This window comes from Streptomyces sp. NPDC127038 (genome assembly GCF_042725875.1).
Classification (GTDB): domain Bacteria; phylum Actinomycetota; class Actinomycetes; order Streptomycetales; family Streptomycetaceae; genus Streptomyces.
In genome coordinates this window covers 132,224-149,312 of the sequence record NZ_JBHXDQ010000003.1, presented here as the reverse complement: position 1 = coordinate 149,312, position 17,089 = coordinate 132,224, and the positions used below count along the sequence as shown (strand labels likewise).

Sequence of the window (17,089 nt, the reverse complement as noted above, 5' to 3'; positions counted from 1 at the left end):
AACCCGCACTTAAGAAGGAGCGTTCCGCTTCCCTGCCGTGATGCGCCCGGTCTGTCGGGGATCCGCCCGATCGGCCGCCGCAGCTCAGGTCGCGCCCGGCGGCCGCTCCCCGCTCACGGCCGCGGACCACCGGTACACGAACGTCGGGAAGCCCTGCCCGGTCGCCCGGGTCCAGGCCTGCCGGACCACGTCCGGGTACTCCGCGCGGGCGTCGGCGAACGAGGCCACACAGCGGGCGTGGACGTCCGCCTGCTCGGTACGGCGGGTGAGCGCGAGCAGGGAGCGCAGCGCGGCCACCGCGTCGTCGGTCCGGCCCTCGGCCAGCCGGGCCTGCGCCTCGGCGTCGAGGGTGAGCGCGAGACCGAGCCGTGCGGCGGCCAGCGAGGCCGTGTACCGGACGCCCTCGGGCCCCGCCGACTCGTCGATGAGGATGGACTCCGACTCCGTGTAGCAGGCGACGGCCGCCCCGTGGTCGCCCGCCCCGCGCAGGGCCCTGCCCAGCACCCGCAGACGGCGGGCGGTCAGGACGTGATGGGCCGTCCAGTCGGACTCGGTCAGACGGCGGGTGAGGGCGACCGACTCCCGGGCGGCCACGGCCGCGCCTTCGGGGTCCTCGTCCTCCAGCCGCGACCGGCTCAAGTCCGCCAGCACCCTGGCGAGTTGAGGATCGTAGGCGGTGGGGTCGAGATCCGCCGCGCGCCGGTAGGCGGCCACGGCGCCCTCCCCCGCCAGGACCGCATCGCGCCGGTCGCCCGCCGCCCTGTGGCATTCGGCCAGCCGGTCGAGGCAGACGCCGAGGAGCGGGTCGTGGGCGGCCGGCCGTTCGGCGGCGAGAGCGGCGGCCAGATCGGCCGCCTCCCGCCGGGCGGCCGACTCCGCGGGCCGGTCCGCCAGTTCCTCGTACTGGTCGCCCAGGCGGTCGAGCGCCATGACGAGCAGGGGCTCACCCGACGCCCTGTCCCGGCCCGCCAGGGTCCGGGCCTCGGCCACGGCCTCAGCGGCGGTGGCACGGGCCGCGGGCAGGTCCCCGGTCACCTGGAGCGATCGGGCCAGGTCCGCGAAGAGCCGCACCCTCAACGGCCGTACGATCTCGGGCGCGACCCGCAGCATGAGCGGGTCGGCGGCGTCCCGGGCCTCCCGGCCCACGGACAGCGCCTCCTCGTAGCGGCCCAACGCCGCCAGTCCGAAGGTGAGTTCGCACAGCGCCCGGACCCGGACCAGGACCGCGTGGCTCAACTGCCGCACGGACATGTCCCGCAGCAGTGCCGTGCACTCCTCGTAGGCGGCAACCGACTCCTCCGTGCGGTGCTGGGCGGCCAGCACCAGGGCGTAGGTGCGCAGCGCACCCGGCAGACCGCCGAGCGTCCGGTCCCGCCGGGTGGGGGCGAGCCGGCGGTAGGCGGCCACGCACTCCCCCGCCGAGCCCAGCGCTTCGTCCAGCCGCGCCAGGCCGAACCGCGCCTGCGCCCGCAGATGCAGGGCGATGGCCCGCTGCGCCGGCGGCCACCGCGCGCCGGACACGTCCGAGGCCGCGTCCAGCGCCGCGCAGGCCTGTTCGCATCGTTGGACGAGCACCAGCGTGTAGGCGTGCCAGACCAGGCTGCGGGCCAGCAGGTCCCGGTCCCGCGTGCGGGCGCGGTCCGTGCCGGCGAGCGCCCCGTAGACGGCCGTCGCCTCCTCGGCCCAGGCCAGCCGGCGCAGCGGCGGGGGCGGTCGCAGCAGCACCCAGTAGGGGGCCACGCAGCGCGTCAGGGCGGCCCCGAGCAGCCGTCCGCCCGGCCCGGGGCTCAGCCGGGCCGCCGCACGCGACAGCGGCAGCAATGCACGCACCAGGCCCATGGGCGCCTCCCGTCCGGGATCCTCGTCCAAAGGACGGCCGAGCACCCGAATTGGTTGCCCGGTCCGGCCGAAGGCGGCCGTCCCGGTCCCGAACCGGGCCTCCGTCACCGCGCAGGCCCCTCGGCACGGGGCCCCTCGCGACGGAGGCCCCTTGTGACGGAGGCCGTCGCCCCGGCGGTCCCTGGACGGGCGACGGTTCGGGGCGACGGCCTCCGTGCGCGGACTACTTCAGACCGTAGGCGCGGATCACCTCCTGGGTGATGCGGTTGCCCGCGTCGTCCCAGCCCTCGGCCCGCAGCGACACATAGCCGTGGTGCGGGGCCTCGTAACAGGCGGTCCAGGTACCGGACTTGCCGGTGACCTTGACCGGCTGCCAGGTGGTGCCGTCGTCGTACGACACCGACAGCGTCGCGCCCTGGATCTTCCCGGCGCCGGCGGCGCCGTCGAGGTGGTGCGGGGTGAGACGGAGCGTCTGGCGGCCGCCACGAGCGTCACCCGCCAGATCCGTGTCGACGCCGTAGTCCATCTGCATCACCGCCACCCGGTCGATCACCGTGGGGTCGGTGACCGGGTCGGACTTCACCTGCCACACCGTGTGGGTGTGGGGGGACAACCGGTAGGTGGCCGCGTCGCGGTCGGCGGTCAGGTCGAGGGTGTAGACCGACGGTGTGGTCGGCGGGCGGGAGATGGTGAGGGCCGAAGAGCCGATGGTCCTGAGCAGGGTGCCGTCCTGGTAGACCGCCAGGCTGACCTTCGCCGGACCGTTGCTCTGGATGACGCCGCCGTGGCCGTCACCGCTGTCGGACCAGGGCTGGACGTTGAAGGCGAGCGAGGTCTTCTGCCGCTGCGACCACCAGTAGGTGCCTCCGTTGGCGGGGTGCGTCACCGGCTTGAACCAGTCGCGGACCTGGAACGAACCGGGCTTGTACGTCGTGCGTGTGCTCTGGCTCGACAGCAGCATTCCCGGGCCTGTGCCCGAGGTCTCCACCCACTGCGTCCCCGCCTGCGCCGAGACGTAGTCGGTGCGGGTGGCGGGCATGTCCTGGCGCAGCAGGTACCCGAAGCCGTACTTGCGGTACGGACGGAAGCCGGACCTCCACTCGCCGCTCTGGGTGGGCGTGGCGCCGTGGAACCGCATCTCCACCGTGGCCAGTTCGGAGGGACGGGGACGGTAGGTGAGCCCGGTGGACGGGATCTGGCCGGGGTGCGGGTCGGACAGGTCGTAGACGTAAGGGGAGTTGGGCACGCCCTCGACGTCCAGCCGCAGCCGGCCGCGCCTGGCGCCGGCGATCAGCGGGGCGCCGTCGCGGGCGGTCACGGAGAACACGGGCATGGTGCCGCCGACGGACTCGATCAGCTTGCCCGGCCGGTCGTCGACGACCAGCAGCAGAGCCGCCCCGGCGTCGGCCGCCGCCTGCGCCCGCTGTGCGCCGGTGAGCGCGTCCGAGCGGGTCACCAGCGCGACCTTGCCCTTGACGTCCAGCCCGGTGTACTCGGCGGGGGTTCCGGTGCCCGCGTACACCGCCGGCAGCCGCTTGTGTCCGTCGTACCGCGCGGAGCCGGTCTGGGTGATCACCGGGACGGGCCTGCCGTCGTCGGTGACGGTGAGCAGCGGGAGTGCCTTGCGCCAGCGGGTCTCGTACTCGAAGGTGCCCTGGGTCACCTTGCGGGTGGGCAGCACGAACATGCTGTCGTAGGCGGAGTCGAGCAGGTACTGCACCTCCACGGCGCCGACGCCGTAGGAGTTGGCGGCCTGGCCGTCCGCGCGGTACCAGTTCATGGACAGCGCGCGGTCCTCGGTCCGGCGCGGGACCTCGGCGGTGACCTCACGGGTGCGGCTCGCGTCGAGGTCGACGGTCCGGTCCTGGTCGAGGACGACCTCCGGGTCGCCCATCAGCGCCATGCCGAGCGAGTCGGGGCCGTGGCTGCCGGCCACGTCCTGATACGTCAGGAGGCTGTACGTGCCCTCGCGCATGCGCAGGTCGAGCTTGCCGCTGTCGTCGACGGTCGCGCTGTACGGGTCCTCGGTGCTGCCGAGGCGCTGGATCTCGACCCAGCCTGCGGCCGGGTTGCCGGAGCGGTCCTTCAGGGTGATGTGCAGGGTGTGGCGGGTGTCCTCCCGGTACAGGCCGACCTGGGTGCGGGCGAGCGTGGCACCGGAGCCGTCCGTGGCGGTGATCTGCCCGAGGTAGCGGCGGCCGTCGGCGCCGAGGGCCGGCCGGGCGGTCGCGGTGACCGTCGCGGTGCCGTGCGCGGGCACGGTCAGGGTGTCTGCGGAGAGCGTGAACATCCCGTCGGGGGCCGGGGTGCCCTTGCCCGCGGTCGGGTCGGTGTCGTACGGACCGCCCGCGACGGAGGCGTTCAGCGCGAGGTGCAGTTCGGTGTCGGAGTCGCCGGTGTTGGTGTAGGTCACCGTGCGGTCGACCGGCGTGCTGTCGGCGTGCGGCCAGGAGTCGATGCCGAAGTACGCCGAGCCGGTCGCGGTGAGCGTTGCGGCCGTCGCGGCGGAGAGGTCGACGCGGCCCGAACCCACTTGGTACGTCGTGTAGTTGGGCAACTGCTCGGACGTGCTCATCAGCGCGTCCTTGAGCTGGGGCGCCTTCCAGTCCGGGTGCTCCTGGGCGAGGATCGCCGCGGCGCCCGCGACGTGCGGGGTCGCCATGGAGGTACCGCTCATCGACTGGTACCAGCCGGTGGCCGCGCTGCCGCCCGCCTTGGCGGCGAGGATGGAGACGCCGGGGGCGGAGATGTCGGGCTTGAGGGCGTAGTCGTTCAGGCGCGGGCCCTGGGAGGAGAAGGACGCGCGCTTGTCGCCGGCGTCGACGGCGGCGACGGTGAGCGCCTCGTCCGCGACACCGGGGCTGCCCAGGGACGCCTCGCTGCCGGAGTTGCCGGCCGCGATCACGAAGAGCGCCCCGGTCTCGTCGGTGAGGCGGTTCACCGCCTGGCTCATGGGGTCGGTGCCGTCGGAGGGGTCCGAGGAGCCGAGGCTCATGCTGATGACCTTGGCGCCGTGCCCGGCGGCCCACTCCATGCCGGCGATGATCCAGGAGTCCTGGCCGTAGCCGCTGTTGGAGAGCACCTTGCCGATCATCAGGTCCGCGCCGGGCGCCACTCCCTTCTCGGCGCCGTCGGAGGCCGCTCCGCTGCCGCCCACGGTGGAGGCGGTGTGGGTGCCGTGGCCGTGGCCGTCCTGGACGGTCTCGTCGGGCACGAAGCTCTGCGACGCGGAGATCCGGCCGTTCAGGTCGGGGTGGTCGAAGTCGGCTCCGGTGTCCAGCACGGCGACCTTGACGCCCTTGCCGTCCAGGCCCTTGCCCCAGGCGTCGGGTGCGCCGATCTGCGCGGTGCTGTCCTTCAGGGTCGCCTTGACCCGGCCGTCCAGCCAGATCTTGGACAGTCCGTCCCCGAGCCGGGGCGCGGCGGACTCCGAACCCGCCTTCAAGGCCCGCGCGGAGGCCGCGGGTGCGACGGAACGCCACAGCGCGCGGGCCCGCTTCTTCGCCGCGCGTACGGACCTGGCGTGGATGGCGGGCAGGTCGCGGACCCGGGTGGCTCCTCCGGGCGTGGCCTCCGTGGAGGGCGTCGCCTTGGAGCCGTAGCCCAGGATCAGCGGGATGCCGTCGCTGTGCGCGTCGTCGTACCCCTGCTCGATCAGGGCGGTGACGTCGAACAGCCGCCGGTCCAGCCGGTTCGCGGCCAGGTAGGGCAGCACTTCGTCCGGGTAGACGTAGAGGTCGCCGCCCACGGTCTCGGTGCGCACGCCCCCGAGGGCCCCGGGCGGGCGGGTCACGTCGGCGGTCTGCGGGCCCCCGGAGGGACCGTCGACGCGGACGACGTCACCGGTGAGGAGGGTGACGGTGTGCCGTCCGGCGCCGGTGGACGCAACGGGGCTCGGACCTAAGGCGACTGAGGACGTGTCGGCTGCGGCGAGACCGGGCGGCGCGGCCAGGGACGTCAGAACCGCGAGGGCACCGGCCACGGCCGCGAGCGACCGTCGACCGCCTGGGCGGGGAGGTATGCGGGAGATCATGGAAGGCTTTCTACCGGCCCCGTACCTGCGCCGGGAACAGCGAGCCGATGGCACGAAAGCGCCACGTCTCACATGTGCCAGATCGACGAACTCCGCACAAATACAGGGGAGTTATGTCATTCGACGCACCCGCTCCCGAGCCCGCGACCGCCGCCCGGACGCCCGCCTCCGGGCGGGGGAGGCCGCGTCGGCGCCCGGCCGGTCAGGAGCCGGCGGAAGGGCCTGCCGGGGCCGTGGCGGCGGGCGCGGAGGTGTTCACCCCGGCGGTCGAGCCGGGTTCCGGGGTCTCGGCGGAGCTGCTGTCGGGCGAGAACATCGCCACGCCCACGAGCACGGCCAGCAGGAAGACCACGGCTCCGGCCGCCGCCCCCACGAGTCTTCGCCGGTCGGCGAGGAGTTCGGCGGCTCCCGAGCGCTGGCGCCGGCGTGAGCGGCGGCCGCCGCCGTTGGTGTCCCGGACCACCGAAGGCAGGGCGTACGTGGTTGCGGGGCCCGCGGCCCTGATGTCCTGCCGGTGGCGGCGCGGCTCCGGCGTCACGGCCGGGAGCGGCTCCGGGCGTCCCTGCCAGGCGCCCGAGCCGTACCAGGCGGCCGCCTGGAGCGCGGTGGGCCGGTCCTCGGGCTGCTTGGCGAGCAGGCTGAGGAGGTAGTTCTCGAAGGCGGGCGGCAGATCGACGCCGAGCTCCCGCGGCGGAGTGGGGATGGAGTCGAGGTGGTGGTGCAGGACCGCGACGGGGCTGCCCGCCTGGAACGGCGGCCGCCCGGTGAGGAGTTGGTACAGGACGCAGCCCAGGGAGTACATGTCGGAGGGCGGTCCCGCGGTCTTGCCGAGGGCCCGCTCGGGGGCCAGGTACAGACTGGTGCCGACGATCTGCCCGGTCGCGGTCAGGCCGCCCGCCGGATCGTCCATGAAGCGGGCGATGCCGAAGTCGCCGATCTTGACGCTTCCCTCGGCGTCGAGGAGCAGGTTGCCGGGCTTGATGTCGCGGTGCACGATGCCCTGCTGATGGGCGGCGGCCAGCCCCGCGGCGGACTCGGCCGCGATCCGCGCGACCCGGTCGGCGGGGAGCGTCCCGGCGCCCGTGAGGACGTTGGCGAGGCTGTCGCCCTCGACCAGCTCCATCACGAGGAACAGCCGGTTGTCGAAGGCCCCGAAATCCAGGACGCCCACCACGTGGCGGTGGTTGAGCAGACCCGCGGTCTGGGCCTCCAGACGGAACCGGGCCGCGGCCGTCGGGTCGGCGTCCTGGGAGAGAAGCAGTTTGACGGCCACGGACCGGCCGATCATCTCGTCGTGGGCCCGCCACACCTCCCCCATCGCGCCCCGCCCGAGAGTGGTCTGGAGCCGATACCGCCCCGCTATCAGCACTTGTGCTTCATCCTCACGCCGTTGGGTTCTCGTCGATCGCCACGGCTCGGTGCCTACCGAGCAGAGTGATCATCGGGGCGCCGCAGCAGGTTGAGCCTACTGCCAACACGACGGTGATCAGACGCGGTTCACCCCAGGCACCAAGATCGCCGGGAACCCTTCGCTGTGCCACCGGACTCTGACCGAACGTGACGCCGAAAGCCCTTCGGGAGGTCGTCGAAAGACAGCGTGGAAGCCCATTCCGGGCCGACGCGGACGAAAGGCAACGACCGTGAGAGGCGGCGCAGTTCCGCACATCACGGTGCCGGCCTCCCGGAGAGGCCGGCACCGTCGGGCCCGCGCCGGCTACGCCGGGTCGTGCACCGTCCCGGTGAACTCCGGTCCGTCGCGCCGGGTGCCGGTCTGCTCGTCGTAGAGCTCCAGCCGCAGCCGTACCTTCTCCGCGGGCTCGGTCACGGCGTCCGTCGCGATCGGGACGGTGATCTCGGTGCTCGTCCGGCCGGGCGGGACATCGGCGTACAGCGAGAGTCCGCGCAGCCGGGACAGCGGCCGCGACGGGAGCGGCCCCTCCGCGGAATACCTGGCCAGCCAGCGGGAGTCGACGTCCGTGGTGGACAGTTCGGTCCCCGAGGTGACGGGCAGGACGACGACGTCGGCCGAGATCTCCACGTCGGCCGCGGCGGAGAGCGACACCCGCCAGGTGAGGTTTCCGCCCTCGGTGGCCTCGGCGGCCGCCGGGGTCACCTCGACGGCGGGCACCGGATCGTCGTCGCGCGCGGTGACCCCGCCCCGGTAGGCACCGGCCACCGTGCCGTGGACCGCCTTCACGAAGACGTCGTGGGACACGTCGTAGCCGTAGCGCGTGTTGCCCCGGACCTCGACCGGCACGACGGGCGTCGGGCCGCCGGGCCGTACCGTCACCTCGCGCGCGGTGGTCCGGCCGGTCTCCGGATCGGCGACGAACAGCCGGACCGTGCCGCTGCCGTGCCCGCTGACCCGTACCGGCACGTGGTACGTCCGCACGCCCGAGTCGCCCTCGGCGACGGTCGTCCGGCCGATGTCGACACGTGCGAGGTCCGCGGCCCGCACCGCGGGGGTGCCGGCCCGCCACCCCCAGGAGTCGACGAGCCACGCCTGGCCCGAGCCGGTGCGCGGGACGACCGACAGGGACCTCACCCGGCGCAGATCGACTCCCGCGCGCACGGCGGCGGTCAGCGGCAGCCGGACCTCCTGGCCCCAGTAGGAGGCGGTGCGGCCGGTCCCGGGCAGGCCGTCGAGCCGGACCCGTCCGAGGACCGCCCGGCGGCCGGAGGTGTCGGTCAGCCCGATGTCGAACCGGGTGTCCCCGGAGTCCGGCGGAACGATCAGGCGCAGCGCCAGCTCCCTGGAGCCGGTGAGCCGGACGGGGCTCGCCGACCGGACCACGGCCGGGGAGCCGGCCGCCGTCCAGCGCAGGGCCACGGCCCGCCGGCCCGGCTCCCGCGAGGGCGCCCACGAGGCGAAGTGCGGCGAGACACCGCTCCGGCCGGAGCCGAGGCAGGCCGCGGAGACGACCTCGGTCACCTCGTCGCACAGCCTGCCGCCGGAGACGGTCACGTCCCCGTCGGGCAGGAACGCCGGAGTGCGGCGCCCGCCGACCGCGTGGGTGAGCACCCGCGCGGGACCGGCGGAGGGCGCGCGCCGGCCCGTACCGTCGAGCAGTGGCCGTGCCCGGTCGTCGCCCGCGACGAACAGCCGGGCGGCCGCGGCGATGTAGGTGGCGCCTGCGGCCTGCTGCTGACGGGCCGTCAGCCGGGTCGCGGTGCCCGGGGAGCACACCCGGTCGGGGGTGTCCCCGCTCCAGAAGTCGTCCTCCGCGGGTGCCTCGGCCTGGCCCGGAGTCCATTGGCTGTTGAAGAAGTTGTGGTCCGCGCCGACCATGTAGACGGCGCTGTGCAGGGCGGCCCCGCCGCTGACCCCGCGGGTCGCGTCGACGTACATCTCGCCCTGGAGGTCGGACACGTCGCCGTCGCAGCCGGGCAGGATCGTCGCCGAGGGCACGTCGGGCGTGGGGTTCTGGCCGAAGATCGTGGGACCGATGAGGACGGTGCCGCGGATGTGCCAGCGCACCGGCCCGTGGTAGCCGTCCTGGTCGGCCGGGGCGCCGTACAGGCTGTCCATGGCGGCCCTGTTCACCCCTTCGCCGCCGCGCGAGTGGCCGACGAGCAGGACGCGCGAGAGGTCGGCGAGGGCCGTGCGCCGCACGATCGGGGGCGCGGAGGCCGGATGCGCGGCCCAGTCGGCCCAGCGGGCCAGGTGCTGCCGTACGAGGGAGGAGCGGGCCTGTGCGCCGCCGTCCTCCGCCGCGTAGTCCTGTCCGTTGACGCCGTTGGCGGCGATGGACACGGTCACGTATCCCTGGGAGGCGAGCAGTCTCTGGTCGGTGAGATATCCCCGGTAGCTCGGGATGGGCCGGGCGCCCGCGCGGCAGGGCCAGTCGCCGCTGGTGTCCCGGCCCCGGGCGGTGTAGCAGGTGGCGTGGCGGCCGTGCAGGAACAGGACCAGCGGCCGGTGTCCGGGGGCGTTGGTGGGCGCGACCACCACGGCGTGCATCTCCACGCGCTCGGCGAGTCCGGGCAGCCGGACCGAGGGGAGCTTGTAGTCGCCGGTCGCCGTCCGGTAGGAACCGGGCCTGCCGGGGTCGACGGCGTTGACCGGTAATCGCGTCGGGGGCGTGGCCGACAGCCCCGGCCGTTCTCCCGACCCGGCCGGAGCGGCGGGCATGCCGCTTCCGGATCCCGCGATGTCCAGGCGCCGCTCGCCGGTCCGCGCCCGGAGGTCGGGCCGTCCGTCGAGCGGGGCCGTGCCGAGGGTGAGCCGGAAGGTGCGGCCGTCCGGCGACCCGGCGGGGCGGCCGAGGAGGCGGTCCCCGGAATAGAAGGCCACGCCCGAGTCGCTGAGGGGCACCGGCCGGTCCGCGTGCCAGACCAGTTGGCGCACCGCTCCCCGGCCGGTGACGCTCCACCCGGCGGGGAGTCCGCCGCCGGCGTCCGCGACGGGTCTCACGGACCGCACCGGGTCCGCCGTGTTCTGTTGTGCCTGGGTCGATCCTGGCGATCCCGCGACCGCTGCGACGAGCACCGCGGCAACCACACCTGTGCGCCGGACACGGAACAAGGTTCTTCTCCTCCTGGTCGGCATACGCCCCCGTCGCCCCGTCGGTCCCGAAGCGCTCCCCCGTCCCACGAGGACGGAAGAGAATGCCGGAGGGTTGCCTCCTGTCCGTGTCCGGACACACGCCGTGACGTGGCGTCAGTCGTCCTCGGGGCAGAGGAAGTTCGCGGACGGGCCCCAGCGCGTCACCGGCTCCTCGCGGGCGGCGACGGCTCCGCACGTCAGGTCGGTGATCCTGGTGCCGTCCCCGGTGATCTCCCGGATGTCGATCTCCTTGTTCACCGGGTACTTGTGTCCCTTGCCGAACGTCATGATCCCCGACTCGCCCACGTAGTCGGTGACTCCGGTCGACTGGAGGAAGGTGACCACGGCGCTGGGGGTGAACTGCGGGTCGGTGACGGCGATCTCGTTCATCACCTTGAAGAAGACGTTCAGCGCGTCGTAGCCGGCGGCGGCGTCGCTGTCGGAGGACACCCGGTAGGCCGTCCGGAAGGCGGTGGCGAAGGTGCCCTTGGCCTCGGGCAGGCTGAACTGGTTGTAGAAGAGGCTGAGGGAGCCGTACTGCTGCGCCATCAGTTCCGGGTGGAGCACCAGGCTCGGGGCGGCGCTCTCGGCCATCACGGCGATACGGCCCTGGTGCGTGCGGCACTGTTTGTCGTTCTGGAGGTAGTAGAACAGGTCGTACATGACGCCGGCCCGGCCCGCGTAGAGGACGAAGCCGTCGGTCCGGTGGATCAGCGCGCAGACACCGGCCGCCACGGAGGTCGTCTGGCTGTCGTTGCCCGATTCGCTGTACGGCACGGGGTAGACCGGACCGGCAGAACCGTAGGCGTCGGTGAAGCGCTTCTTCAGGTCCGCGCTGAAGTAGGTGTCGTGCGGGTCGAAGACCAGCACCGCGGCGGGCGCGGTGTGCCCCGCGGGCACCTTGGTCAGGGCCGCCAGCCGGGGCGAGCGCCGGGCGAAGGACGCCATGACGCGCGCGACCCGGGCGTCCGGTGCGGAGAGCTGGAAGTACGACACCGGGGAGTCTCCCTCGACCATGGGCTGGCCCGAGACGCCGGTGCCGATGACCGTCACCCCCTGGGCGTCGAGTTCGACGGCGGCCTGGAGGGACTCGGGCCGGCTCTGGGTGAGGCCGATGACACCGGCGATGTGGTCGCGGTGGATGCGGTCGACGATCAGGCGGGCCACGTCGACGCGGCTGTGGTTGGTCCTGTTGAGTCCGCCGCGCGATCCGAAGTGGAAGTACTCCCCCGAGTTGGCGACGAGCAGCCGGATCGGCATCTGGGACTTGAGGTTCAGGTCGTTCACCTGCTTCTGCGCGAGCAGGGCGCCCCGCAGCATCTGGAAACCCGTGGGCACGGTCCGGCGGGACGCGGAGCCGACGCTCAGCGGGGCGAAGAAGACCAGGGTCCGGTACGGCCCCGACCGGTCGACCTTGGCGTTCTGGCGGCCCAACCGGGCTTCGAGGGAACGGAGTTCGTCCGCGTACAGGCCGTGCGCGAGGTCGCATCCGTCGCTGCCGTCGGTGATCCCCACGCGCTCGCCCGTGTCGACCCGGGGACACCAGGTGTCGGCGGCGGCCACGGGCTTCGGTGCGGGGTGGTGCCGTGTGCCGCCGAGCCCGGGCACCCGTGTCAGTCCGGCGGCGACCACCGCGAGCACCGCCAGCACGGCCACGGCCGCGGCACCGGGACGCAGCCAGTCGCTCCCGCGCCGCTCACGGGAGCGCACGGTCCGCTGCACCGCGGGCCGTTCGGCACTCGTCCCGGTGTCGGGCACCCGGGACAGCGGCACCGCGCGCACGGCTTCGACGGGCCGGCCGGACGCACCCGCGGCGAGCACGGAGGTCACCGCCTGGGCGGTCGCGCCGTAGGCGCCCGGCCGGACGTTCTGGCTCGGGACGGCGGGCCGGGACAGGCCGACGGCGTACGGCGGGACGTCCGCCGTGGCCGCGCCCAGCACGAGCAGGGGGCAGGTGGCGGTCTCCTCGGCCACGGCGGAGAAGGAGTTCAGGAGTCTGCGGCTCGGCGACTCGTCGCCGCCGACCGTCGGCAGCAGCAGGACGAACGGCCATCGCCTCCGGGGTCTGCGGGCGCTCCACACCGGCGGGCGGGCGGCCCGTGTCAGATCGTGGATGAGCGCGGTCAGCAGGATCTGGCGGACCACGGCCTCGTCGCGGGCCGAGACGGCGGACACGGCCGACCTCGCCGAGGCCGCCGGGGCGCCGGCCGCCGGCGGTGCCTCCCGGTCGGCCCGCTCCTGGGCCCGGGACCGCAGATGGGCGTCACGCAGGGACAGGGCTGCGTTGAGGAAGCTGCGCCCCGGTTCGTCCAGCATCCCGCCGACCCACCGGAACCGGGCGCCTCGGTCGACACGTACGCCGTACGACCACCGCCACAGCCAGGCCAGCGGTGTGGTCACCAGCTTCGTGACGGCCGACAACTGCCGGGCGCCGAGTTCCTCGCCGAGGGCGGTGACCTCGGCGGCGAACCCGAACTTCCAGGCGTACTTGTCGTAGATCCGGTCGCGCAGCGCCCGCCGTTCGTCCCGCACGTCCCCGTCGGGGACGGTGGCGCGCAGCACCGACAGACAGGCGTCGAACTCCGTGAGCCGCAGGGTGCCGGAGCCGTCCGGCATGGTGGTGCGCAGTTGTCTGGCGACCCGGTCCAGCAGGCGTACGTGGGGGCCGTCGCCCCCCTCGGCGTCGTCCCCCGGGTGGTCGCAGACGAGCAGTTCCTCGTCGACGATGGCGTGGGGCGCGAGGCTGGCCAGGTGGCCCGTCCCGCCGCTGTTCAGGCGCACCAGACGGTGGTGGTAGACGTGGACGAGGGCCGAGAGCGCCGGGTCGGCCTCGCCCCGTCCCTCGTCCCGCGCCGCGGCTCCGGTCGCGGCGGTGGCCGCCGCGCCGGTCTCGGCCGCGGGCTCGCGGGTCAGGAGCAGGGCGGGCAGGCGGTGTCTGGCGCTCTGCTGTCCGTGGGGGACGCCGGTCCGGCGGTCGACGACGTACCGGTCGATCGCCCGGACGATGTCGTCGAAACCGCTGGGGAGGACGAGATCGTTCTCGTTCGTCCGATGGGGCTGCGGCACGCGGGTCCTCCCGGATCCTGAGAAACAGGAGGCGAGCCTAGGAATCCCCGGGCGTGTTCAGGGTGCTTTGCCGCCAAAAGGCCCTCGTTGAGCGATGCCGACCGTTTGTCTTTCGGATCGGACACGGGCGGCCGGACGGGCCCGGCGCCGTGGTCCGGCGCCGGGCCCGCACCGCGTGGGTCAGGGCTGGAGGGGCATCGTCCAGCAGTTGGAGCCGGCGGGCCGGCCTTCCAGCCGGTCGGTCAGCCAGGAGATGGCGTCGCCCTGGTCGGTGAGGAGGGGTGCCATGTGGTTGGTGAGCAGTTTGTCGCCGAGGTTCGGCAGGATGATGGCGTCGTAGGTGATGTCGGCGCCCTTGCGGCACCAGTCGACGGCGAGTTGACGGGCCTGGGCGTGCGGGACGATGTCGTCCTGGACGCCGGTGACCAGACGTACGGGACTGGCCGGCTTGAGGTTGCCGATGCGCTGGTCGTCGAGGGTGGCCTGAAGTGCCGGGGTGCGCGCGACGAGTTGGCTGACGGACTCGCCGCTCTTGGTCCAGGACGTGCTGTTCTTGAACGCGTAGCCGAGGATCGCGTCGCCGACGCACATGGTGGAGAGGTCGGTGAGCGCGGCCTTGCCCGCGGTGTTGAGGTTCGCGTCGGCGACGGCCTGGAGGTCGGGGTCGGACTGGAGGAAGCCGTTGAGGGACCAGCCCAGGGCACCGGCCAGCGCGCTGCCGTCGATGCCCTTGATGACCTCGGTGAGGTTGGCGGGCGGTGCTCCGGCGTAGGTGCCGGCCAGGGTGATGTCGGGGGCGTAGGTGGGCTGGAGTTCGGCGGCCGAGGCGCTGGCGCCGCCGCCCTGGCTGTAGCCGAAGAGGCCGACGGGTGAGGCGGAGGTGACCGATGCCCCGGTCAGCCCGCGGGCCGCGCGGACGGCGTCGAGGAGGGCGTGTCCGCCGTCGAGGCGGTTGACGTAGGTGTGGAGCCGGTCGGTCGCGCCCAGTCCGACGTAGTCGGTGACGACCACGGCGGCGCCGGAGGCCAGGAGCCGGTAGATGGCGAGGTCCTCGTAACCGACCGAGACCGTCTGGCCGTTGAGGGTGATCGGGTGCTGGAGGCCCATGGAGGCGGCGCACTGGTCGCCCTGGCCCATGGTGCCGGGGGCCACGGCGACGAGGGGGCGCGGGCCGTCGCCCTTCCAGTCGGCCGTGGGTTCGATGTAGGCGCCGGTCACGGCGACGGGACGCCCGTTGGAGTCGGTCGACCTGTACATCAGCCGGGTCGCGGTGCCGGGGAGCGGACCGTCGAGGCCGGGCAGGCTGAGCGCGAGCGGGAGGGGTTCGCTGCGGATCAGCGCGCCGTTGGCGGCGGGGAGGCTCGTGGGCGGGGTGTAGAACGCGGGGATGGTCACGCCTCGGGACACCACGGCGTCCGCGCCGGCGGCGGGGACCGCCTGGACGCCGAGGGCGGCGAGGACCGCGAGCGCGGTGGCGAGGACCCGGCCGCGGTTGCGTGCCAGGGCCCCGCGGCGGGGGGAGGTCGGGGGCCGGTCCGCGTGGGGGTTCGGGCCGGACGCCGGGCGTGGGGTACGGGTGTCGTGGGGTCGTTCCATGCGGCTCACTCCTGCTTCGTCAAGACGTGGGGGTCGTGCGGGCGGCCGACGGCGTCCATGGAGTGACGCCGTTTTCCGGCTGGGGAGACCGGCCGGGCGCCACCGCGGGACCGCTGGTGACGTTCCGGGCCGGTGAAGGGGGGGAAGGCGGCACACGGATCCGGACGCGGGCAGGGCGGGACCACGCCCGGACGCGTCGCGGAGGTGGACAGGACGAAGGCACCGGCCGCGCGCCGTCGGCCGGGCGGCGCGTGGTGAGGTGCCCACCCGTGCGTCTACGACGCCGGGCGAGGCGGTGTGGTGTGAGGGTCGTGCTGGGCGGAGCCCGGGGGCTCGTGGCTGCGGCTCCGCCGTTCGGTGCTGTCTCCCCGTTGTTCCGTGCCGCCTTGTTCCTGTGTCCGTGCTCGGCAGGAACGGACGTCGAAGTCCCGTACGATGTCCGCTAGTTACTCCCGAGTCACATCTGGAGAGTAGGAGCGGATGTCACTCAGTGACAAGATGTCTGCGCGTGCCATTTCCGAGCGCCCGGCCGGAGCCGGGGACCGCGCGGAGCGCCGCGGAAGCTCCCCGGGTAAAGAGTTCGTCTGGTCTAGTCCAAAGACCTATTTGGTCTAGTCCAAGTTGTTGACGTGGCCGCGACAGACGCCGGAAGCTGGGGTTCCCCCACCCCTCTGGAGGCACAGTGAGACGTCTTCGCGCAGGTCTCGGCGCGGCGGCCGCGGTGAGCCTGGCCGCGGTCGGCACGACCGCACTCGTCGCGGGCAGCGCCTCGGGCGCGACCACGGCGCTCAGCAACCGGTGGTACGCCGCCGCCCCTTACCTGATGCCGCTGGACAACGATCCGCCGGACGCGGCCGCCATCATGGACGCGACCGGCCTCAAGGCGTTCCAGCTCGCCTTCGTCCTCGCCCCCAACGGCGGCGGCTGCTCGCCCACTTGGGGCGGCACGGCAGCGGTCTCCTCGGACACCGCCGTGCAGTCGGTCATCAACACCATCCGCTCCAAGGGCGGCGACGTCTCGATCTCGATCGGCGGCTACGGCGGCACCAAGCTCGGCCAGACCTGCTCGGACGCTGCCGCCACGGCCGCCGCGTACCAGCAGGTCATCACCAAGTACGGGCTGCACGCCGTCGACTTCGACCTCGAAGAGCCGGAGTACGAGAACACCGGGGCCATCAAGAACGAGATCGGCGCCGCCAAGATCCTCCAGCAGAACAACCCGGGCCTGTACGTGTCCGTCACCACGCCGGGAACGGCGGACGGAACCGGCTGGTTCGGCAAGCAGATGCTGCTGGAGGCGAAGTCGCAGGGCTTCACCCCGAACAACTTCTCCATCATGCCGTTCGACGGCGGCTTCAACGGCGCCGCGTCCCAGACCAGCGCGCTCGCCAACTTCAACACGATCCTCCAGTCGACGTTCGGCTGGGACCAGGCGACCGCGTACGCCCACGAGGGCTTCTCCGGGATGAACGGCCGCAGTGACAGCGGCGAGTACTTCTCCCAGTCCGACTTCCAGACGGTGCTGGACTTCGCCACGAGTCACAACATGGACCGCTTCACCTTCTGGTCCCTGAACCGGGACCGTCAGTGCTCCCCCGCCGACAACGGCGGCCGCACGTCGGGCACTTGCTCCAGCGTGACCCAGAACCCCTGGGACTTCGCGAAGTACTCGGTGAAGTTCGCCGGCGCGACCCCGCCCACCGGCACACCGACCCCGACGCCCACCCCGACCCCGACGCCCACGCCCACGCCCACGCCGCCGAGCAGCGGCTGCAAGACGGCGTGGAACTCGGCCACGGTCTACACCGCGGGCGACGAGGCCTCGTACAACCACCACAACTGGAAAGCCAAGTGGTGGACCCAGAACGAGACGCCGACCGGCGTCGACTGGGGTCCGTGGCAGGACGAAGGCACCTGCTGACATCCGGCCGGGGGCCGCCCCGCGCCGCGGCGCGCGGGCGCCCCCGGCCCCACCAGGACTCCGGCGGCCACCCACCCCGGCCCCGCCC

General features: G+C 73.4%; 7 protein-coding genes. 1 reads left to right on the top strand and 6 read right to left on the bottom strand.

Features of this window, described 5'->3' with window-relative positions; all coding sequences use genetic code 11:
• Window positions 1-84: 84 nt before the first annotated feature.
• The 6 genes from ACFWI4_RS03480 to ACFWI4_RS03455 all read right to left on the bottom strand — a co-directional run bounded on the left by ACFWI4_RS03480 (window position 85) and on the right by ACFWI4_RS03455 (window position 15,080).
• Entirely contained in the window at window positions 85-1,839 is a 1,755-nt protein-coding gene (locus ACFWI4_RS03480) for a hypothetical protein (RefSeq protein WP_387190440.1), read from the bottom strand.
• A gap of 223 nt (window positions 1,840-2,062) precedes the next feature.
• Complete coding sequence (locus tag ACFWI4_RS03475) at window positions 2,063-5,872, bottom strand: S8 family serine peptidase (protein ID WP_387190437.1); 3,810 nt, start codon at window positions 5,870-5,872, stop codon at window positions 2,063-2,065.
• A 202-nt stretch (window positions 5,873-6,074) separates the two neighbouring features.
• Entirely contained in the window at window positions 6,075-7,241 is a 1,167-nt protein-coding gene (locus ACFWI4_RS03470) for a serine/threonine-protein kinase (protein WP_387190434.1), read from the bottom strand.
• Window positions 7,242-7,586: 345 nt separating this feature from the next.
• The gene (locus ACFWI4_RS03465) at window positions 7,587-10,421 is read right to left on the bottom strand and encodes a hypothetical protein (RefSeq protein WP_387190431.1); all 2,835 of its coding nucleotides are present in this window, start codon (window positions 10,419-10,421) and stop codon (window positions 7,587-7,589) included.
• 111 nt (window positions 10,422-10,532) lie between these two features.
• Complete coding sequence (locus ACFWI4_RS03460; RefSeq protein WP_387190429.1) at window positions 10,533-13,484, bottom strand: hypothetical protein; 2,952 nt, start codon at window positions 13,482-13,484, stop codon at window positions 10,533-10,535.
• A gap of 180 nt (window positions 13,485-13,664) precedes the next feature.
• Window positions 13,665-15,080 carry a lipase family protein gene (locus ACFWI4_RS03455; RefSeq protein WP_387190426.1) on the bottom strand — a complete coding sequence of 472 codons (1,416 nt, stop codon included), beginning with the start codon at window positions 15,078-15,080 and terminating at the stop codon, window positions 13,665-13,667.
• 682 nt (window positions 15,081-15,762) lie between these two features.
• On the opposite strand from ACFWI4_RS03455, the gene ACFWI4_RS03450 reads away from it, so the two are divergent.
• The gene (locus ACFWI4_RS03450) at window positions 15,763-17,001 is read left to right on the top strand and encodes a carbohydrate-binding protein (protein ID WP_387190424.1); all 1,239 of its coding nucleotides are present in this window, start codon (window positions 15,763-15,765) and stop codon (window positions 16,999-17,001) included.
• Window positions 17,002-17,089 lie beyond the last annotated feature (88 nt).

Excerpts from the sequence above, each read along its gene's own strand:
- ACFWI4_RS03455 (WP_387190426.1), bottom strand. The coding sequence starts at position 15,080 with ATGGAACGACCCCACGACACCCGTACCCCACGCCCGGCGTCCGGCCCG.
- ACFWI4_RS03480 (WP_387190440.1), bottom strand. The coding sequence starts at position 1,839 with ATGGGCCTGGTGCGTGCATTGCTGCCGCTGTCGCGTGCGGCGGCCCGG.
- ACFWI4_RS03475 (WP_387190437.1), bottom strand. The coding sequence starts at position 5,872 with ATGATCTCCCGCATACCTCCCCGCCCAGGCGGTCGACGGTCGCTCGCG.
- ACFWI4_RS03465 (WP_387190431.1), bottom strand. The coding sequence starts at position 10,421 with ATGCCGACCAGGAGGAGAAGAACCTTGTTCCGTGTCCGGCGCACAGGT.